This window comes from Glaciecola nitratireducens FR1064 (assembly GCF_000226565.1).
In the GTDB taxonomy this organism is placed as follows: domain Bacteria; phylum Pseudomonadota; class Gammaproteobacteria; order Enterobacterales; family Alteromonadaceae; genus Glaciecola; species Glaciecola nitratireducens.
This window is the reverse complement of the sequence record NC_016041.1, coordinates 2,518,452-2,538,670: the sequence shown is the minus strand read 5'-3', so window position 1 is coordinate 2,538,670 and position 20,219 is coordinate 2,518,452. Positions and strand designations below refer to the sequence as shown.

Genomic DNA, 20,219 nt, shown 5'->3' with positions numbered 1-20,219 from the left:
TATTCTACATTGATAAGGAAAAAAATGCGTTTTTTATCCAGACGTTTAGTAATGCCAAATGATTTAAATTATGCGAATGCGCTGTTTGGAGGCAGGGCATTGGAATGGATTGATGAAGAAGCTGCTATTTACGCAATTTGTCAGTTAGAAACAAATTGTTTAGTAACGAAACATATTGGTGAAATAAGCTTTGAATCGCCAGCCACTCAAGGTGATATTGTCGAATTTGGACTGGTAACTAAAAAGGTTGGCAGAACGTCAATTACGGTAACGTGCTTAGTTCGCAATAAAGCGAGTAAAAAAACTATCTGTTTAGCTGATGATATTGTGTTTGTTAGAGTCGATCCTTTAACAAGACAGCCCGTTGAGCACGGTAAAACAATGGAAGGTTTGCAATCTCAAATAGAGCTAGAAATGAAATCGTTAAACGTAGAGTCGGGAGTTACCAATTAATTCAAGCAATATAGGTGGATACAGCCCACTCTTGTAACGATTTTGTAAATCGTAGATTAAAAAGTAAAATTTAGTCAATTCACTGATTTACTTTCAACTCTTTGTTGATATCATGCCTGCAGCGTTTTCAATAACGCATTAAGCCAAGGGGTGCAGCAATATGCTGCTGAGATTCATTTGAAAACCCTTATTTACCTGATCCGGTTAGTACCGGCGTAGGAATGGTTGTATAAACACTTCAATTACCTGCTCCAACACCGGCTCTTTTCTAAGACATGAAGAGAACCAAATGAAAAACAGTAAAACAGTAAAGAAACACACGTACTCGCAACCTGCAAACCAACAAAAAGGATCTTATAGCATCAATCGTATTGCATCGGCAGTAGCATTTGCGGTACTCGGTGCGAGTTTCAATCCAGCCGCTTTAGCGCAAGTCACTTCCAGTAATAATAGCGATGAGCAAGGTGATGCCGTTGAGCGTATCGTTGTTACCTCGGACTTTAGTCAGCGCAGCCTGGATAATTTAGCCACTAGTGTTACCGTCCTTGACCAACGCTCTTTAGATTTGCGCCAAGCGGAGCAACTTGAAGATATCCTCGGCATCGTTCCCAACCTGAATTTTAGCAGTGGCGCATCAAGAGGCAAATTCATTCAAATTAGAGGTATAGGTGAGCGCAGTTTATTTGCTGAACCAATTAACGCCTCTGTGGCGCTGGTTGTCGATGAAATCAATTTTTCTGGACTAGGCGGTTTGGGTGCGCTGTTTGATGTTCAACAAGTCGAAGTATTATCTGGGCCACAATCTACTGGATTCGGTGCGACGGGTTTGGCAGGTATTATCAAAATAGTGAGTAATGCTGCCACCGATTCACAATCAGGCTACCTACAGGGAAGTTTTGCACAATACAATACGCAGCGATTCAGCGCCGCTTATTCAGACCAATTAGCGGACGGATTAAATGCGCGCATCGCCATACAAAAAGTTAACAGCGATGGTTTCGTCGATAATATTTATTTAAACCGAGACGATACCAACAATATTGACGAGTTTAATGCAAAACTAGCAGTAGACTATGCGATTTCAGAATCTGCAGATGTAGAAATAAAGCTGTACCATTTCGATGTTGATAACGGCTACGATGCGTTTTCTTTAGATAACGACAATAAAACACGTTCTGATGAGCCAGGCTTTGATCGCACCGACACCCAAGCTGCCAGCATTAAATATATTCAAGACTTAGGTGAACATTCTTTTTCACTTTCGCTCACCACGCTTAATGCCGATCTGGACTATGGCTATGACGAAGACTGGACATATATTGGCTTTCATCCAGACGAGTATAGTTCGTTCGATCAGTACGAAAGAGGCGTCAGCAATCAGACAATTGACGCCCGTTATGCATCTGTAGATGCAAGTTCACCCTGGGTTATTGGAATGTATTATCAGCAAAGTGAACAAGACCTTACTCGCTTTTATACCTATGCAAGTGACGACTTCACAAGCCTATATGAGCCGAATTCAATAGCATTATACGGTGAGCGCAGTTGGCAATTATCTGAGCCTCTCTCAATCACGGCGGGTGCTCGCGCAGAGAAATTCGATGCGGACTACATTGATAGCAACGGATTTTCTGAAGTCTTAGATGATAGCCTACTAGCGGCCAAGTTAAGCGTCAGCTATATGATCCAGCAAACAACCTTTCATTCCAGTATTTCGCGGTCATACAAAGCAGGCGGGTTTAACGCTGACGAGCGTGTTTCACAAAGCGATCGCCTATTTTCGCCTGAATATAACTGGAACTATGAACTTGGTATCAAAGGCAAGGTAGACAGCGACGACGGCATTACAGGAAACATATCACTAACATTTTTCTATATGCAGCGAGAAGATGCACAGGTAAGTGATTTTGCTGTGTTGAATAGAGAAGATGGCAGCGGCGCAGTTGAGTTTATCGATGTTATTGGTAATGCTGATACGGGTATTAATAAGGGCATGGAGATTTCGAGTAACTGGCAGTTGAGTGACAACCTGAGTGCCATTGTCAACGTTGGATACTTGGATGCAACTTTTGGTAACTATCAACTTGTTGACGGTAGCTTTGTGGACAAACAGAAACAGGCTCAGTCACCTAAAATCACGTTTTATGTTTCTAGCCAGTATGACATTACTGATAATGTCGCATGGGTCCTTGAGTTTGAGGGCAAGGACCGCCATCGTTTTTCAGTGGGTCACGACGAACGAGCGCCATTCACGGCCGTATTTAATACAGAAATTAATTGGCAATTGGACGACGTGCAGATTCAACTGTGGGCTAAGAACATATTTGATAGAAAGCTGCCGACGAGAGGTTTTGGTGGCTTCAATAATGATCCCAGAGATGGCTACTTCCCGGCTGAACCTTACTATCAGTTCGGCCAAGAGCGTCAACTCGGTGTTACAGCAACTTATCATTTTTAAGGAGAATATGGATGAAGCTCGTTGTTGATATCTCATTGTATCCACTCAATGAAAAGTATATTGCACCTATAAAAGCCTTTATAGATAGACTAAATGAAGATACAGGGCTTGAAACCAGCACATCTGCCGCTAGCACGATTATTAGCGGTGATTACGAACACGTCATGTCAGTGTTAGGCAAGGAGATGAAGCGCACTTACATGGAAACTGGTCAAGCAGTGTTTGTTTGTAAATTTTTAAATGGAGACAAAATGGGCTCAGGTGTGTGACTGAGTTTTTTAATGTAGCAGTTCAGCAGTTCCAGCAGCAGAGTCTGCTGGAGCTGCTCGCCGTTGTGCTCGCTATTTTATACGTTATTTTAGCGGCTAGACAAAATATATGGTGTTGGCCCTGCGCATTTATCGGTACAGGGATTTACGTTTATTTATTTTGGGAAGTTACCTTAGTTTTTCAAATGCTGCTAAATTTCTATTATATCTTGATGGCAGTGGTTGGTTTTTTGAGTTGGAAGGAAGGCAAAGATAAATCGTCACTGCCCGTCACTCGCATGGACCTTAAAATACATCTCTTGTTAGTGATTTTTGGCTGTGCTACTACAATACTGCTAACTAAGATTGGCAATCAGTGGTTTACGGGAGATTGGGTCTGGTTAGATGCAGCTACGGCAGTGTTTTCCGTGATAGCAACGGTAATGACGGCGCGTAAAAAAATAGACAATTGGATTTATTGGTTAATTGTTAATCCTGCAAGTGCTTACCTTATGTACCAAAGTGGGCTGTATTTAACTTGCTTATTAATGTTCTTTTATACTGCGATGTCAGTTTACGGCTTTTTAAATTGGCGCAAAGATTTAAGATGAGATAGGTGGTTTTAGTGCAAAGCGATGAACTTATGAGGCTTTTAAAATTGCCTCTTGGCTTAACTGACGATGCAATTATGTATCCATTGTCGGGCGGCGCTATAAATCATACTTACCACTTAAGCGATGATTCTAAAGAGTTTTTGGTAAAAGAGTTTCAAGGTGAGGATTCTCTTTGCATCGATCGCCAAGAACGCTTTGATCTTCAATTACGTCTTTCACAGAAGGGTTTGGCACCAAAGCCAATTTACCTATCAATAGAAACCGGTATCTACGTTGAGCAATGGATAAAACAGCATAGAAGCCAAATGTTGTTGTTTTTTGATGAGCTACACATAAACTCACTAGCGACAGCATTAACGCGTGTCCACAACAGTAAGGTGATAGCGAAAGTCGTTGATTTGCCCAGACAGTGGCATCAATATTTGACGTCACTAGCAAATCCACCAAGCTTCTTAGTTGATGAGGTTACTAGAGCAACGGAAAAGTGGATAGAGAGCATGGAGTCGGCTCCAAAAGAACAGGCTTTTTGTCATAATGACCTTGTTTGGGCGCACCTATGCATTCCGACAAAAATTATTCTTGATTGGGAATATGCTGGCATGGGGAGTCGTTATTTTGACCTACTTTCATGCGCCAAAGTTAATGCTTTCGACACGCAACAGCACGATTTATTGTTGACGGCTTACGCTAAACAAAACAACATTCCGATCAACGAGGTTTATGAAGGCTGCTCAAAACAGGCCGGTTTTATCGAATTGACTTACAAGCTGTGGTACCAAGCGCTTGGTTTAACGCCTAAAATTTAGGCTGTCACTCAATTGTTGTTATAAAATTCTTTCTTTTTATTTTCGTCAACGTATAATGCAAACTACTTCAGGGGTGTAGTTCCAATTGGTAGAACAGCGGTCTCCAAAACCGATGGCTGGGGGTTCGAGTCCCTCCACCCCTGCCAATTTCTTGCACTTTCTATCCATAGTGAATGAATTATTTCACTCATCAACTTTGTCATAAAACCCTTTTATCAGGTTCAAATTTTGGCTATCCTTGTTAATAGAAAACGATAAGTAAAACACTAATCGATAACGTAAAAGGCAGCCAAATTGCATTCGTCTAAATCGAGTCCACTTCAATCTAGGAACACAGCCTTGAGCGATAATCAGTTGAGCGATAATCAGTTGAGCGATAATCAGTTGAGCGATAATCAGTTGAGCGATAATCAGTTGAGCGACTATCAGTTGAGCGACTATCAAAAGGCAACGCTGCAAATAATGGGCATTCCATTGTATGAGCGTCGTGCAGGCATCACTCTATTTGATTGCCTTAGTCTGCCGAGTGAACCATCAGTGGACTCAAGCGCACAGAGAAAGGATGCGAATTCAGTGCTTGATACAGAGCAAAGTGCTGAGCACGTAGCAGAAGAAAGCGTTACTGACAGGCTTGTACATAGCGAACAAAAGGAACAACAGGAGGAACAAAAAAGCCCCGAGCTGATAGACGAAGCGAATGACTTTATTAAACAAGTTTTGAGCGTGTTTGCAGTTAGCAATACGGTAGAATTAGGTCTGATTTGGCAAGTTCATGACAGTAAAACGATTTCCTTAAAAGATAAACTATTGATAACGCCTAACGCTGAAGCATTGACTACGGCGGCAAGCAAAAAACAGTTATGGAACACGCTAGAATCTCACTTCAAGGCGCAGGGATGGTCGTAATATCTGCGTTCAACGAGGCAGATATCGCGGAGGCTTACCGCATTTTTAAAACGAGCAGGCCAAATCCATGGACATACAGCACGTTCGAAAAAAGTGCGCTAAATGACTTTTCCTTAGTCGCTAAAGAAAATAATAATATTGTTGGTTATGTGTTGTTATCAAGCGTGCTAGATGAGAGCACTATTGAAGATATTACGGTAGACACTCAGCATCGAAATAAGGGAATAGCCAGAAAGTTAATGGAAGCTAGTTTTGATTTGGCCGGCAAGATGCAGCAGCAGTCGATATTTCTCGAGGTCCGATTCAGCAACAACGCTGCTATCAATCTTTATCGTTCAGTGGGCTTTGAACTCATCGGTGAACGTAAAAATTATTACGACACTGCAGTAGCTATCGACAGCACCACGCAAGCCACCCAGAAAAACGCGCCCGCCGCTCCTAGAGAAAATGCTTACGTTATGAAGAAAGTCTTGTAAGCTTTATCTGTATTTAACATTCAAAAATGCGTTCGAAGAGGGTACAATTCGCGCCTTTGAATATGCACCCGTTATTTTGCGCCATTTAGCCTGCGCCTTTTAACCTGAACCTTTTGATTTGCACAAACCTAACGAGACATTATGAGTTACCAAAGTGAGATAGAGAAACGTCGTACTTTCGCGATTATTTCTCACCCCGATGCGGGTAAAACCACTATTACAGAAAAAGTATTATTGTTCGGAAATGCCTTACAGATTGCGGGTACGATCAAAGGTAAAAAGTCTGGACAACATGCGAAATCCGATTGGATGGAAATGGAGAAAGAGCGGGGCATCTCGGTAACTACATCGGTTATGCAGTTTCCATATAAAGATCACTTGGTGAACTTACTCGATACTCCAGGGCACGAAGACTTTTCCGAAGATACATACCGGACGTTAACTGCGGTAGATAGCTGTTTGATGGTTATTGATGCAGCAAAAGGCGTTGAGGCTCGAACGATAAAGCTCATGGAGGTTACTCGTTTACGCGATACTCCAATCATCACGTTTATCAATAAGCTGGATCGCGATACAAGAGATCCAATCGACTTGTTAGATGAAGTAGAAGATATCCTGAAAATCAAATGTGCCCCTATTACTTGGCCAATCGGCATGGGTAAAGAGTTCAAGGGCGTTTATCATCTATTGCGTGACGAAACGATTCTATACAAGTCGGGTCAAGGTCATACTATTCAAGCGGCAAGAAGCATCAAAGGGCTACACAACCCGGATCTTGATGCTGCGATAGGTGTCTACGCTGAAGAACTACGAGATATGTTGGAACTCGTGCGAGGAGCTTCTCATGAATACGATCATGAGGCTTTTTTAGCTGGCGAACTAACGCCGGTTTTCTTTGGCACAGCACTCGGTAACTTCGGCGTTGACCATATGCTCGATGGCCTCATTAAATGGGCACCGAAGCCACAGGGCAGAGAGCATGATTTAGGTCGTGTTGACAGCAGCGATAAGAGCTTTAGTGGTTTTGTGTTTAAAATCCAAGCAAATATGGACCCTAAGCATCGCGATAGAATTGCGTTCTGCCGTGTTGTTTCAGGCAAGTATGAAAAAGGCATGAAAATGCATCACAGTCGCATCGGTAAAGATGTTCGTGTAGCGGATGCAGTCACCTTTTTCGCTGGTGACAGAAGCCTGCTTATAGATGCGTATGCTGGCGACATCATCGGTTTACATAATCATGGTTCTATCAAAATTGGTGACACATTCACTTCGGGTGAAAAGTATCGCTTTACCGGTATCCCTAATTTTGCTCCAGAATTATTTAAGCGTATTCGATTACGCGACCCCCTAAAGCAAAAGCAATTGCAGAAAGGTTTGATACAACTTTCTGAAGAAGGGGCAGTGCAGGTATTTAGGCCATTGCAGAATAACGATTTAATTGTTGGTGCCGTCGGTGTGCTGCAGTTTGACGTGGTGGTTGCCAGACTCAAGGCCGAATATAACGTAGATGCAATATATGAAGGTGTCGCTGTTGCCACAGCGCGCTGGGTGTATTGCGATGACGCACGCAAGTTAGACGAGTTTAGGCGCAAAGCAGAAGTGAACTTAGCCTTAGATGGCGGCGATAATTTGGCTTACATTGCGCCAACGATGGTCAACTTGTCTCTAGCGCAAGAGCGTCATCCAGACATTGAATTTAAAACCACCAGAGAACATTAGGTTTACTAAAACATGAATATTCATCATTTACTCAGCGCTAGATTCGCCCAAGCTGTTCAGGCAATGGGTATCCAAGATGCTCCTATTCCATTGAGTAGAAGCACAAGACCCGACTTTGGCGAATACCAATTTAACGGGGCAATGGCGCTAGCAAAGCAATTAAAGCAAAAGCCGCGTGATATAGCTGAACAAATTCTTGCCAACGTTAAATTGGACGACGTAGCGAGTAAACTTGAAATTGCTGGCCCAGGTTTTATCAATATTCATTTAAAGAATGAATGGTTGTCAGCGTGGTGTGAACGTGCACTTCAAGATAGCAAGCTAACGATAGAACCACACGAGAGCAAAACCATTGTGGTTGATTACTCTTCACCAAATTTAGCAAAAGAAATGCATGTCGGTCACCTAAGAAGCACGATCATCGGTGATGCTGTAGTCAATGTTCTAGAGTATTTAGGACACCACGTGATCCGTCAGAATCACATGGGTGATTGGGGAACACAGTTTGGCATGTTGCTTGCGCACTTAAATGATAAATTGAAAAGTTCCTCTGTTGCAGAAACTGCACTTTCTGATTTAGAAGATTTTTACCGTGAAGCGAAAGTCAGGTTTGATAACGAAGCCGGTTTTGCCGATCGCGCTCGCGATTATGTGGTTCAACTGCAAGGAGGCGATGCAGCTTGTCTGAAGCTTTGGCAGCAGTTTATTGATATTTCAATTCAGCACAGCGAAGAAGTGTATAAAAAGCTAAATGTGAGTCTTAAGCGTGAGCATATTATGGGTGAGAGTAGTTACAACCCAGACTTAGTGAATGTGTTAGCAGACTTAACTGAAAAAGGTATTGTGGTTGAAGACCAAGGTGCAAAAGTCGTATTTATTCCTGAAATGTCGAATAAAGACGGCGACCCTGCGGTGTATATTGTGCAAAAGTCGGGCGGTGGTTACCTTTATGCTACTACCGATTTAGCAGCCATTCGCTATCGTGCAAATCAACTACATGCACAACGAACGTTGATATTTACAGATAACAGACAAGCATTACACTTTAAACAAACTGAAATTGTAGCGCGCAAGGCTGGTTATTTAGCTGAAAGCGACAGCTATGAGCATTGTCCATTTGGCATGATGCTTGGAAAAGACAACAAACCCTTCAAAACTCGCTCAGGAGAGACTATAAAGCTGTCTGACTTACTAGATGAAGCGATTGAAAGAGCAGAGGTGCTAATTAGCCAGCGCGAGTCAAGTTTAAGTGCCGACGCCAAAAAGCAAGTAGCTGCTACTGTCGGAATTGGCGCAGTGAAATACGCTGACCTAAGTAAAAACCGCACAACGGATTATATCTTTGACTGGGACACGATGCTCAGCTTCGAAGGTAACACAGCACCTTATTTACAGTATGCTTATACGCGTGTGAAAAGTATCTTTAGAAACGCTAAGCAAGATATGGACACTTACCAAGCCTCTGTCTCAGTCGCTTCAGTTCAAGAGCATGATTTAGTGGTTAAACTTATGCAATTTGATGAAGTACTTGAAGCCGTTTGTAAGGAAGCGACACCGCATATTATGTGTACCTATTTATATGAAGTAGCAAGCTTGTTTATGCGCTTCTACGAGGCTAATCCTGTGTTGAAACCGCAGGTCAGTGAAGAAGATAGGAGCAGCCGCTTAGGTTTATGTGCACTAACGGCAAAAACGCTCAAAGTCGGTTTAGAAATTTTGGGGATCGACACCTTAGAAGCAATGTAGGCAGCTATCCTCAAGCCTACTCAATAAAAACAAAACAAGGCGGCACAAAGCCAATTGTGTATTTGTTGTTGATGTAACAACGCAGCGTAATCGCAGACTGAACAATTAACGTAAAATGACGTACAACAGTATAAGAATACAGCGTCTATAAACTAGCTGGCGCTGGAGTTAGGAGCAATTAAATAAACGCTTCTGCATGTAAACAAAGTCTTTAAAAATTAGTCAAAAAGGGAACAAAATGCCAAAAATACTCGCATTCGCCGGCAGTGGCCGCAAAAACTCATATAACTTTAGTATTGCCAAATGTGCAGCTGAAGGCGCTAATGTAGATGGCGTTGAGGTTACCGTCATTGATATGTCAGAGTTCGATATGCCTATTTTCAATGAGGATCTCGAAGCTGAAAAAGGCATGCCAGTAAATGCCAAAAAATTTAAGCAATTGCTTATGTCGCACGATGGTTTCATTATTGGTAATCCAGAATACAACAGCGGCTACAGCGCGTTGATAAAAAATGCGATTGACTGGGCGTCACGCATGGAAGATGGAGAGAAGCCGTTGCAAGCATTCAAGGGCAAGTATGCGGCGATTATCGCAGCTTCACCAGGTGGTCTTGGCGGAATAAGAGGATTAGTACCATTGCGCATGCTGCTTGGTAACATTGGTATGCATGTATTGCCAAATCAATTAGCAGTAAGCGGTGTTGCGAAACTGGTTGATGAAAACCACAATGTGGTAGATGAAAAAACACAAAAAAATCTACATGGAATTGGTCGCAGCTTAGCTGAAACGCTTTTGCAAGCTGCAAAATAAGTCAATTCCCGTAATATATCGAGTTGCAAATAGCGTTGACCATAAAAATCTAGGTTTTCTGCTTATTTGCACCTCGTTCCATCTATTAAATTCATCATAAATTCTGTAAGATCCAGCCTCTTAATTTTTTAGTTAAAATATTGAAATATGTTCGAAATTAATCCAATTCAAACCGCTATTGCGGATGTTCGTGAAAGAACCGAATCACTTCGGGGGTATCTTTGACCTCGATGTCAAAGTAGAACGTTTAGAAGAAGTCTCAAGAGAGCTTGAAAATCCAGATATCTGGAACAATCCAGAACAGGCACAAGCCTTGGGTAAAGAAAAAGTAGCATTAGAAGAAGTCGTCCTTACTATTCAGAAACTGACGCAAGGCACAGAAGACGTTGAAGGGCTTCTTGAACTTGCGGTCGAAGCAGAAGATGAAGACACCCTAAACGACGCTGAAGCCGAATTAAAAGACTTAACGCTAGCACTTGAAAAGCTTGAGTTCAGAAGAATGTTTTCTGGCCCAAATGATGCTAACGACGGGTATTTAGATATACAGTCAGGCTCAGGCGGCACAGAAGCCCAAGATTGGGCGAACATGCTTTTACGCATGTATTTACGCTGGGGCGAGGCACACGGCTTTAAAACGGAGCTTATTGAGTTGTCCGATGGCGATGTTGCGGGTATTAAAAGCGCAACAATTCGTTTCGGAGGGGAATACGCCTTTGGATGGTTGCGCACCGAAACCGGCGTTCATCGTTTGGTTCGCAAGTCGCCGTTCGACTCCGGCAGTCGCCGCCATACATCTTTCGCATCGGCATTCGCCTATCCGGAAGTCAGTGACGACATTGAGATTGAAATTAATCCTGCTGACCTTCGTATTGACACGTATCGCGCATCAGGCGCAGGGGGACAGCACGTGAACAGGACCGACTCTGCCGTGCGAATAACCCATTTACCAACGAATATTGTTGTGCAGTGTCAAAATGATCGGTCGCAGCATAAGAATAAAGATCAGGCATTTAAACAGTTGAAAGCCAAACTTTATGAATATGAACTGCAAAAACAAAACGCAGAGAAACAAGCTTTAGAAGACGGAAAGTCAGATATTGGCTGGGGCAGTCAAATACGCTCTTATGTATTGGATGACTCTCGCATCAAGGACCTGCGCACTGGCGTTGAAACTAGAAATACACAAGCCGTACTAGACGGTGATTTAGATAAATTCATTGAAGCCAGCTTAAAGTCTGGCCTTTAGTAACACAGTAATTAACAGGACTACTCATGAGTGACCATCAGCAAGATGAAAATAAATTGATTGCCGAGCGTCGTGGCAAGTTAGCGCATATACGCGAAAACTGTGCTTCGAACGGCTTCCCGAATCAATTTAACCGTAAACACTATGCACAAGACTTGCAGACTACCTTTGGTGAAATAGACAAAGAGACCTTAGCGGCGCAAGCAAACAAGGTCAGTATTGCGGGTCGTGTGATGGCTAAACGTGGTCCATTTTTGCTACTGCAGGACATGAGTGGACAAATCCAGTCGTATGCTTCAAAAGATGCACAAAAAGACATCAAAGCTAAATATGGTTCTTTAGATATTGGCGATATTATTGGCGTCAGCGGTGACCTGCATAAATCAGGAAAAGGTGATTTATATGTGGATATGGCTGACTATCAATTGTTAACTAAAGCGCTGCGCCCGCTACCTGAAAAATTTCATGGCTTAGCGGACCAAGAGACAAAGTATCGTCAACGTTATGTTGATTTGATCACTAATCCTGACACACGCAACACATTTAAAATTCGTAGCCAAATTGTCAGTGGGATTCGTAATTTCCTAACAGAACGTCAGTTTATGGAAGTTGAAACACCGATGCTGCAAGTTATCCCTGGCGGCGCAACGGCAAAGCCATTCACAACACATCACAATGCCTTAGATATCGGGATGTACTTGCGAATCGCGCCAGAATTGTATCTAAAGCGTTTGGTTGTTGGTGGTTTCGAACGTGTATTTGAAATCAACCGCAACTTCCGTAACGAAGGTTTGTCAACGCGTCATAATCCTGAATTTACGATGCTAGAGTTTTATCAAGCCTACGCAGACTACAATGATTTGATGAACTTAACGGAAGAAATGCTGCGCTACCTTGCTGATACTGTTATGGGTACCTCGGTAATCACCAATACCGTTAAAAATGCTGAAGGTGAGGTTGTTGAAACAAAAGAATACGATTTTGCTCAGCCTTTCCAGCGTTTGAGTATGGGAGATGCGGTTCTTAAATATTGGCCTGATGCTAACGTAGCTGCGATTAATGATCCTGAGAATCACTTACCAGAGCTGAAAGCGATGGCGAAGCAACTGCACATAAAAGAGCCAGAAGTTGACGGTATCTGGGGTGCAGGTAAGTACCTTTGCGAAATATTTGAAGCGACCGCCGAAGAACAACTTGATCAACCGACATTCATCACACAATACCCGTGGGAAGTTTCTCCATTAGCACGCCGCAATGATGACAATCCATTTGTAACTGATCGGTTTGAGTTTTTTGTTGGTGGTCGAGAGTTAGCGAACGGTTTCTCGGAGCTTAATGACTCTGAAGACCAAGCGAGTCGCTTTAAAAAGCAAGTACAAGAAAAAGATGCCGGTGATGATGAAGCAATGCATTTTGACGAAGACTATATTACTGCCTTGGAATATGGCTTACCGCCGACCGCAGGAGAGGGCATAGGCATTGATAGATTGGTGATGTTGTTTACGGACAGTCCGACCATCAAAGATGTGATTTTGTTTCCACACATGAAGCCAGTATCACACGACTAATTGCAGCGAAGAGAAACTTGACAGCATAAGCTTGTCTTTATATTCAATTTGAAAGCCTAACGTGGTTATTGCGCGTTAGGCTTTTTCATTACTAGCTTCTTTATTTATGACGAACTCTTTTTAAAAATAGAAAAAAAGTATACCGATTGCGCAGACAGTTGAATCTTACTTTGATCCCGCTTTTATTTGTTTATACAAGGTTTGAATAATCGGTATTTTCATGCCCGTTTCTTTGGCCTTATCTAACAAAAACCCTAAGATCCCGTCAACTTCGGTTTCGCGACCGTTGTGAAAGTCTTGATGCATGGATGAATAATTATCTTTTGTGAGCAGAATGACTGCGTCAATGTGTTGAGAAAGCGCATGATTGTCCAAAGGTAGATTCATAAACTCGTATAAATCGAATATCTCTTCTTTTATTTTTTTTATATCATCATGATAATTAAGAAGTTCACCATTTTTGCAGTTTTTCAATGCTGTTAGTGGGTTTATCGCTGCATTTACCGCTATTTTTTGATAAAGGGCGAACACGATGTCATTGCGCCAGCGAAGGTTGGGATGCAGATATTCGAGATATTCCCAGTCCGATTGCTCGCCGTTATCCGATGGGTGTTCTTCGTCAACAATACCAATGTCAAACTGACCGACAGCGGTTTGGCTAAAACAAGTAGGAGAGCTTTTATAAACCCCGTCGGTTGTTGTGCCGACAAGTAGGGGGTTATTTGGTAAATATTTTTGTGCTAATTCGATACCACCCATACCATTGTGCAAAAGCAATATTGCCGTTTGTGAACCGAGTATCGGCGCAAGTTCCTGCAGAAGAGCTTCAATTTGATATTGTTTCACTGGTATTACTAAAATATCGATTTGTTTAAGCGCCTGCTGGGAGAGAAACTGCTGCGGTGTGTTTATCTGGTGCGTGTTGCCGTCTGCATCTAATAGAGTGAGCTGGTGGTTAAGATCATTGTTATCTCGAACGAAGAGCGTTGTCTTTATGTTTACTGCCAACTGCAGGTTAAACGCAATGTTAACGCCAATAGCGCCGCGCCCGATAATACCGATGTTCTTTATGCTTTGAATGTCGGCCATTTCATTAACCATGGTTTAGCGTGTTGAGTGAAAAAGCTATCTAGGTGCTTAGCAAACAGTTCGCCTGTTTGAGGTAAGCAAGAAGCATTAAAAAATTCGTTATTATGAGTGAACTGGAGCACATAGCTATGCAAATATAAGCGGTCTGACGGCGTACCTTTGTAGCGTTTATCACCGATAATTGGCGACCCGAGCGATTTTAGTGCAACTCTTATTTGGTGTGTTTTGCCACTGATAGGCTTGACCATGCATAGTCTAAGCGCTGGACGCATTGTAGCTTCAGTATTTATTTCTGGCGCTTGTAAAGGATCTTTCACCACGAAACTGAAAAATTGAGTAACAGCAGGATTATCGTTATCCGTGCTTAATTTCCAGTCGCCATTGCGCGATTTTTTCATATCGCCTTTGATCGTTCCTTGCTTTTTTTTAGGCTTGCTATCAATAAGTGCAAGGTAGTATTTTTGTATCGTCTTTTCAGCGAATTGTTTACCGAATTCCGCCGCGGCATCTTTGTTTTTGGCGAGCAGGATGCAGCCCGATGTATCAGAATCTAAGCGATGGACTAACCACAGCTTGTCGACGTTGAATAACGCTTCGGCCATGGGGACGATTGCTTCGGCAGAGTCATGCATAGGCATGCCACAAGGTTTATTGAGGACCAAAAAATCTGGATTATCTAAAACAAGTTTTAGCATAGGTGGGGGCTTGCTTAACAACTCTCTTCTATTATCGCGATCGCTTCTGGATACTGAAGATCCTCAACTAAGCTAATAAGATTTCTGGAGCTTGACTCTGATAACTGCAGGCTTGAGACCATATCAAACAAAGTGTCATCGTCAATAAATTCGTTTCTTTTTAAACGTTTTATGAGTTCGGTTTTGCTTGTCTCCGGGGCTAGAGTCGTGCCGCCATTCTCATGTAATGGAGCTTCTTTTTGATCCATTTGCTGAATTTCAGTGCAGCTGTCGCCGGTAATTTGCGTAAACTCTAGCAGAGTAGACTGGTTCCAATGGCCTTCCCGAAGCTCTGTTTCAAAGCGTGTTGCACAATCGAATAAAGCCTGCAGCCCTAAGTTGCCAGAAATTCCTTTCACAGTGTGTACTTTAATTTTCGCACTGTTGATATCGTTATTTTCTAGAGAGCTGCTTACTTCAGAGGGGACTCGTGCAAATTCGGTAACAAATTTACCCAGCATTTTGCTCAAGAGCGCTTCGTTACCACCAAGTTGATTTAATGCGAAGTCATAGTTAAGAATGGGTAAATTAGTTGACATGTTTTGGTCCAGTTTTTAGCGAATGAATATGCACATTGCGTTGTCATCATGCATAATAGTCTAATGTACGGTTTAACGTAAACTTTTCTACAATATATTGGTTATAAAACGAAATTACCAGCCTGCATTACAGGTACAATTTTGGTAGTCGCGCTAAAGGGATAGAAAATATCCGGCTCGAAGCTTGAGCCTCCCACCTTACAACGGTAAACAACAAAGGTAAAAGATGATTACAAGGCTCTCAAGAAAGGTCGTATTCTTTATGTTGGCGGCGTCTATATTTGCGCTTGGCGCATGCCAACCAGCGAACAATAACAGTACAGAAACAAAATCAGAACAGTTATCTGGGTCAGTCATAAAATATGAAAAATACCAGCTCGCTAATGGACTGACGGTAATCCTGCATGAAGATCAGTCGGATCCGCTTGTGGAAGTTAACATTACTTATCACGTTGGTTCTGCTAGAGAAGAGTTGGGCCGTTCAGGTTTTGCACACTTCTTTGAACATATGATGTTTCAAGGCTCAGAAAATGTAGCCGATGAAGAGCATTTTAAGATTGTGACTGAAGCGGGTGGTAGTATGAATGGCTCTACCAATGCTGACATCACCAATTATTATCAAACGGTTCCAATCAATCAACTTGAAAAAGTGCTGTGGTTGGAAGCTGACCGCATGGGGTTTTTACTGGATGCTGTGACGCAAGAAAAATTTGAAAACCAGCGCGAAACAGTTAAAAACGAGCGAGGTCAACGCGTTGATAATCAACCTTATGGCTTGCGTTTTGAACGAACCGGAGAAGCGCTTTATCCTGAGGGACACCCATATTCTTGGTCTACCATTGGTTACGTCGAAGACCTTGATAGAGTTAACGTTAACGATCTCAAAAAGTTCTTCCAAAAATGGTACGGCCCTAACAACGCAGTGTTAACTATTGGTGGCGCCATTGATAAAGCGCAAACTAAAGCATGGGTTGAAAAGTACTTTGCTACTATTCCGCGCGGACCAGAGGTGACTAAAGCAGAAAAAGCACCCGCCAAACTAGCTGAAACTCGTTTCATCACATTGGAAGATAAAGTGCATTTGCCTTTACTGCAAATTACCCTGCCGACAGTTTATGCAAAGCATCCGGACGAACCTGCACTCGACGTACTAGCCGATATTCTGGGCGGAGGCAAAACCTCATTACTTTACAAGAACATGGTACAGAATGGTTTAGCGTTGCAAGCATTCGCAGGTCATCCTTGTCGTGAATTAGCCTGTGAATTCCAGTTACTGGCATTGGTTAATCCTGAAAAAGTGCAAGGTTTACAGCAGATGCAAACGATCATTAATGAAACACTCGCTGAGTTTGAGCAAAGAGGCGTTCAGGATGATGACTTACAGCGTACAAAAGCAGGAATTGAAAGTGGTACTATTTTTGGTCTACAGAGTGTTGCTGGCAAGGTACGTCAGTTAGCCAGCGGCCAAATATTCGATAACGAACCTGATGGCATTCAAGCTGATATAGAGCGCTACAACGCCGTGACCAAAGACGATGTTATGCGTGTCTTCGATAAATACGTGAAAAACAAGCCTGCGGTGGTACTCAGTATTGTGCCAGAGGGACAAGCGCAACTTGCTGTGGCAGCGCAAAACTTTAGTTTACCAGTGCGTGAATATGACGCTCAAACTGAGTTGGCTGACGCTATTGAGCAAACAAAAATAGCGGATAACTTTGATCGAAGCCTACAACCTGCTGCTGGAGTTAATCCTATTGTTGGCATTCCTGAATTTTGGAGTCACACGTTTGACCGCGACGTTGTCGGCGAGGGCGCTGGTGTTCAGAACACCGGTGGCCAAAGTATCGAAATTCTTGGTGTGGATACTGATGAAACTCCCACGGTTTTTATGAACATTGCGATTGAAGGCGGCCCGCTGCTAGATTCTGCTGATAAACCCGGTATTGCAGTAATGACAGCACAAATGATGAACGAGAGCACGGCGCTGTCTAGCAACGTGGAAGTAGCCAACCGTCTCGCATTACTTGGCAGCAGTATTTCATTTAGTGCATCTGGTCGCTACACAAACGTGTATGTATCTTCATTGACAAAAAACTTGTCTGAAACCATGACTATTTTGCAAGAAATGTTGTTTTCACCCGGTTTCAAAGAAGCAGACTTTGCGCGCTTGAAACAAAATACGCTGCAAGGTTTACAGCAAGCTTTAAAAAACCCATCGACTCTAGCCAGCAGAGCTAGTAGCGTTGTGCTGTTTGGTGAGAGCAATATTCTTGGTATGCCAGAGGAAGGAACAACTCAGAGTGTCCAGGCCATCACTTTGGAAGATCTAAAGGCATTTTACGACAACTACTATCGTCCTAATTTCGCAGATGTGGTGATAGTGGGGGATATACCAAAAGCCGAGGCTATTGAAACAATATCGTTCCTTTCTGCGTGGGAGGGTAAAGAATATACCCTGCCAAGCTTTGGTGAATTTGCCAATGCTGGAAAAGGAAAAATATATCTTGTTGACAACCCTGGTGGCGTACAGTCAGTGATTTCAATATTAAAGCATGCTTTGGTATTTGATGCTGAAGGTGAATACTTTAAGTCAGGCCTGATGAACTTTCCATTAGGGGGCATGTTCAATAGCAGAATTAATCTTAACTTACGTGAAGATAAAGGCTACACATACGGCGCACGCAGCGGCTTCAATGGCGGCAAAATGACGGGGACGTTTAGCGCGAGTGCTGATGTTGCTGGACAGCATACGGTGGCAAGTATTCAAGAGTTTTTAAAGGAAATGGATAAGTATCAAGCATCGGGCATGACCCAAGATGAACTTGAGCTTATGAAAAAGGCTTACACACAACGAGATGCACTAAGTTCAGAAACACCGACGAGAAAAGCAGGCATCTTAATTAGAATGTTGGGTTATGACTTAGATAAAGATTACCGCAAGCGTCAAAAAGAAATCATCAATAATGCCACGACTGAAGAACTTAATGCATTAGCAGCTAAATGGTTAGACACCGACTCTATGGACATTATTGTTGTCGGAGATGCGGCGACATTGCGCGAAAAACTATCGGTACTCGATAGACAAATTATCGATTTAGAAGTACCAAAGTAGGTAAATCTTTGGTGTGAATTTATAATTTACACACTATACTAGGCGGCAACTTACGTTAATACCCCTGTGGCATTTATCTACAGGGGTTTTTCAAACCAGTAACGGAATTATAATTTGGCTATTCATTCACTTACCTTTGCAGAGCGCTTAACGTCACTTTCTCAATCTCAGTTTCAAACCTCCTTGCCGAATATCAAGCATGGAATAGAGAGGGAAGCGCTTAGAGTTAATCCAACAGGCGGCTTAGCAACCACAGGGCACCCTGAAGCGCTGGGTGCGACACTCACACACGATACTATCACCACTGATTTTTCCGAAAGTTTAATGGAGTTCATTACGCCTCCAGAAAAAGAGCCGAAAACAACCTTGGCTCAACTTGCAGATATTCATAAATTTGTTTATGAAAATATTGGTGAAGAAAGATTGTGGCCTATGAGCATGCCTTGCTTCGTGAATAAAGAAACAAATATTCCAATAGCGCAATATGGAAGCTCTAATGTAGCGAAAATGAAAGAAGTATATCGTAAAGGTTTACACAACCGTTACGGAAGCATGATGCAAGTGATTGCTGGTGTGCATTTCAACTTCTCTTTTTCGGATGAATTTTGGCAGGCTTGGTGTGATTTGCACAAAGTTGAAAATAACCTAGACAATCGTTCGTCATACTACTTTGATTTAATTCGTAATTTTCGTACTTTAGCTTGGTTGGTACCTTACTTATATGGTGCTTCTCCAGCGCTCTGTCAGTCATTTTTAGAAGGCAAAGAAAATAAATTTCCGTTTAAAAAGCTAGGAAGAGGTACGCTGTATTTACCTTATGCGACATCGTTAAGAATGAGTGATTTAGGCTACACGAACTCTGAGCAATCATCTTTAAATATAGATTATAACGATTTGAGTTCTTATGTTAACTCGGTGCGCGAAGCCATTCACACACCTTCTGAGCACTACAGTGTTTTTTCATCAAACGAAAAAGAGGGATGGGAGCAGCTGAATAGTAATGTTTTACAGATTGAAAACGAGCTGTATTCACCTATTCGCCCAAAACAAGTCGCAAAATCCCTTGAAAAGCCGAGTGATGCGTTAGAGAGTCGAGGTGTGAGTTACATAGAGGTTCGCGCATTAGACGTCAATCCATTTTCTCAGCTAGGCATAAATGAAAATCAGTTTTATTTCTTAGACGTGTTTTTGCTATATTGTTTACTTAAAGAGTCGCCTAAGTTCACGCAACCTGCTTATGATGAAAGTGACGATAATTTGGATGCTGTCGTCATCGAAGGGCGCAAACCGGGGTTAATGCTAAAGCATGAAGGCAAAGCTATTTCATTGCAGGATTGGTCAACCGAACTGTTTGTTGAATTCAAAGAGGTAGCCAAAATACTTGATCAAGCAAATTCGAATGCAAAGTACTCAGAGGCAGTTGAGAGAGAATTTGATAAAGTCAAAGATCCGAATAACACACCTTCTGCAAAATGGTTAAGCACATTATTAGAGCATGATATTGACAACAGTACATTAGGTTTAGAATTGGCGTTTGAATATAAGACTCATGCTTCTGGTTTGAATTATTTGCATATCACTGAAGATATGTTTCGTCAGCAAGCCAAAGAGTCTATTGAATCTCGCATTAAAGTCGAGCAGGCAGATACGAAATCGTTTGCAGTATTCATACAGGATTACTTTGCCAGATAGCG

General features: G+C 42.4%; 17 protein-coding genes, 1 tRNA gene and 1 riboswitch. Of the genes, 15 read left to right on the top strand and 3 right to left on the bottom strand.

Annotation, left to right across the window (positions count from 1 at the left end):
• Nucleotides 1-24: 24 nt before the first annotated feature.
• From GNIT_RS10935 to lysS, 13 genes are all read left to right on the top strand, one after another.
• Nucleotides 25-453 carry an acyl-CoA thioesterase gene (locus tag GNIT_RS10935; RefSeq protein ID WP_014109269.1) on the top strand — a complete coding sequence of 143 codons (429 nt, stop codon included), beginning with the start codon at nucleotides 25-27 and terminating at the stop codon, nucleotides 451-453.
• Nucleotides 454-589: 136 nt separating this feature from the next.
• A riboswitch (TPP riboswitch) is annotated at nucleotides 590-692 on the top strand.
• Nucleotides 693-742: 50 nt separating this feature from the next.
• On the top strand, nucleotides 743-2,911 hold the full coding sequence (locus GNIT_RS10930; protein ID WP_014109268.1) for a TonB-dependent receptor: 2,169 nt from the start codon (nucleotides 743-745) through the stop codon (nucleotides 2,909-2,911).
• Nucleotides 2,912-2,922: 11 nt separating this feature from the next.
• Nucleotides 2,923-3,180 (top strand): YkoF family thiamine/hydroxymethylpyrimidine-binding protein, encoded by a 258-nt coding sequence (locus GNIT_RS10925; RefSeq protein WP_014109267.1) that lies wholly within the window; start codon nucleotides 2,923-2,925, stop codon nucleotides 3,178-3,180.
• A complete protein-coding gene (pnuC, locus tag GNIT_RS10920) occupies nucleotides 3,177-3,770 on the top strand; it encodes a nicotinamide riboside transporter PnuC (protein ID WP_014109266.1) in 594 nt (197 codons plus the stop codon). The genes GNIT_RS10925 and pnuC overlap by 4 nt, the downstream gene beginning before the upstream one ends.
• Nucleotides 3,771-3,802: 32 nt before the next feature.
• Nucleotides 3,803-4,579: a phosphotransferase gene (locus GNIT_RS10915; protein ID WP_238526888.1), complete on the top strand. Its 777-nt coding sequence runs from the start codon at nucleotides 3,803-3,805 to the stop codon at nucleotides 4,577-4,579.
• Nucleotides 4,580-4,648: 69 nt separating this feature from the next.
• Nucleotides 4,649-4,725 (top strand) — tRNA-Trp (locus GNIT_RS10910).
• Nucleotides 4,726-4,918: 193 nt separating this feature from the next.
• Nucleotides 4,919-5,485 carry a hypothetical protein gene (locus tag GNIT_RS10905; RefSeq protein ID WP_014109263.1) on the top strand — a complete coding sequence of 189 codons (567 nt, stop codon included), beginning with the start codon at nucleotides 4,919-4,921 and terminating at the stop codon, nucleotides 5,483-5,485.
• On the top strand, nucleotides 5,476-5,961 hold the full coding sequence (rimI, locus tag GNIT_RS10900) for a ribosomal protein S18-alanine N-acetyltransferase (protein ID WP_014109262.1): 486 nt from the start codon (nucleotides 5,476-5,478) through the stop codon (nucleotides 5,959-5,961). Before GNIT_RS10905 ends, rimI begins: the two co-directional genes overlap by 10 nt.
• Nucleotides 5,962-6,102: 141 nt before the next feature.
• Nucleotides 6,103-7,680, top strand: a complete 1,578-nt coding sequence (gene prfC, locus GNIT_RS10895) for a peptide chain release factor 3 (RefSeq protein ID WP_014109261.1) — start codon at nucleotides 6,103-6,105, stop codon at nucleotides 7,678-7,680.
• A gap of 12 nt (nucleotides 7,681-7,692) precedes the next feature.
• Nucleotides 7,693-9,426 (top strand): arginine--tRNA ligase, encoded by a 1,734-nt coding sequence (gene argS / locus GNIT_RS10890; protein ID WP_014109260.1) that lies wholly within the window; start codon nucleotides 7,693-7,695, stop codon nucleotides 9,424-9,426.
• A 238-nt stretch (nucleotides 9,427-9,664) separates the two neighbouring features.
• Nucleotides 9,665-10,237, top strand: a complete 573-nt coding sequence (locus tag GNIT_RS10885; RefSeq protein ID WP_014109259.1) for an NADPH-dependent FMN reductase — start codon at nucleotides 9,665-9,667, stop codon at nucleotides 10,235-10,237.
• Nucleotides 10,238-10,384: 147 nt separating this feature from the next.
• Nucleotides 10,385-11,483, top strand: a protein-coding gene (gene prfB / locus GNIT_RS10880) for a peptide chain release factor 2 (RefSeq protein ID WP_148261713.1) whose coding sequence is annotated in 2 segments (ribosomal slippage) — nucleotides 10,385-10,459 and nucleotides 10,461-11,483 — 1,098 coding nt in all. Because the reading frame shifts where the segments join, the coding sequence is not laid out codon by codon here.
• A gap of 26 nt (nucleotides 11,484-11,509) precedes the next feature.
• Nucleotides 11,510-13,051: a lysine--tRNA ligase gene (gene lysS / locus GNIT_RS10875; RefSeq protein WP_014109257.1), complete on the top strand. Its 1,542-nt coding sequence runs from the start codon at nucleotides 11,510-11,512 to the stop codon at nucleotides 13,049-13,051.
• Between the two features lie 165 nt (nucleotides 13,052-13,216).
• Here the strand turns inward: lysS and GNIT_RS10870 are convergent, their stop codons facing one another.
• From GNIT_RS10870 to GNIT_RS10860, 3 genes are read right to left on the bottom strand one after another with little or no spacing between them, the layout of a single operon-like run.
• Nucleotides 13,217-14,140 (bottom strand): ketopantoate reductase family protein, encoded by a 924-nt coding sequence (locus GNIT_RS10870; protein WP_148261712.1) that lies wholly within the window; start codon nucleotides 14,138-14,140, stop codon nucleotides 13,217-13,219.
• Complete coding sequence (locus GNIT_RS10865) at nucleotides 14,119-14,835, bottom strand: pseudouridine synthase (RefSeq protein WP_014109255.1); 717 nt, start codon at nucleotides 14,833-14,835, stop codon at nucleotides 14,119-14,121. Before GNIT_RS10865 ends, GNIT_RS10870 begins: the two co-directional genes overlap by 22 nt.
• Before the next feature lie 14 nt (nucleotides 14,836-14,849).
• Complete coding sequence (locus GNIT_RS10860; RefSeq protein WP_014109254.1) at nucleotides 14,850-15,413, bottom strand: Hpt domain-containing protein; 564 nt, start codon at nucleotides 15,411-15,413, stop codon at nucleotides 14,850-14,852.
• Nucleotides 15,414-15,639: 226 nt separating this feature from the next.
• Here GNIT_RS10860 and GNIT_RS10855 point away from each other — a divergent pair, with 226 nt between their 5' ends.
• A complete protein-coding gene (locus GNIT_RS10855; protein WP_049786933.1) occupies nucleotides 15,640-18,525 on the top strand; it encodes a M16 family metallopeptidase in 2,886 nt (961 codons plus the stop codon).
• Nucleotides 18,526-18,639: 114 nt separating this feature from the next.
• On the top strand, nucleotides 18,640-20,217 hold the full coding sequence (gene gshA / locus GNIT_RS10850) for a glutamate--cysteine ligase (protein WP_014109252.1): 1,578 nt from the start codon (nucleotides 18,640-18,642) through the stop codon (nucleotides 20,215-20,217).
• The last annotated feature ends 2 nt before the right edge of the window (nucleotides 20,218-20,219 follow it).

Coding starts and splice junctions, on each gene's coding strand:
- GNIT_RS10935 (WP_014109269.1), top strand. CDS start 25: ATGCGTTTTTTATCCAGACGTTTAGTAATGCCAAATGATTTAAATTAT.
- GNIT_RS10930 (WP_014109268.1), top strand. CDS start 743: ATGAAAAACAGTAAAACAGTAAAGAAACACACGTACTCGCAACCTGCA.
- GNIT_RS10925 (WP_014109267.1), top strand. CDS start 2,923: ATGAAGCTCGTTGTTGATATCTCATTGTATCCACTCAATGAAAAGTAT.
- GNIT_RS10915 (WP_238526888.1), top strand. CDS start 3,803: ATGAGGCTTTTAAAATTGCCTCTTGGCTTAACTGACGATGCAATTATG.
- rimI (WP_014109262.1), top strand. CDS start 5,476: ATGGTCGTAATATCTGCGTTCAACGAGGCAGATATCGCGGAGGCTTAC.
- prfC (WP_014109261.1), top strand. CDS start 6,103: ATGAGTTACCAAAGTGAGATAGAGAAACGTCGTACTTTCGCGATTATT.
- argS (WP_014109260.1), top strand. CDS start 7,693: ATGAATATTCATCATTTACTCAGCGCTAGATTCGCCCAAGCTGTTCAG.
- GNIT_RS10885 (WP_014109259.1), top strand. CDS start 9,665: ATGCCAAAAATACTCGCATTCGCCGGCAGTGGCCGCAAAAACTCATAT.
- lysS (WP_014109257.1), top strand. CDS start 11,510: ATGAGTGACCATCAGCAAGATGAAAATAAATTGATTGCCGAGCGTCGT.
- GNIT_RS10870 (WP_148261712.1), bottom strand. CDS start 14,140: ATGGCCGACATTCAAAGCATAAAGAACATCGGTATTATCGGGCGCGGC.
- GNIT_RS10865 (WP_014109255.1), bottom strand. CDS start 14,835: ATGCTAAAACTTGTTTTAGATAATCCAGATTTTTTGGTCCTCAATAAA.
- GNIT_RS10860 (WP_014109254.1), bottom strand. CDS start 15,413: ATGTCAACTAATTTACCCATTCTTAACTATGACTTCGCATTAAATCAA.
- GNIT_RS10855 (WP_049786933.1), top strand. CDS start 15,640: ATGATTACAAGGCTCTCAAGAAAGGTCGTATTCTTTATGTTGGCGGCG.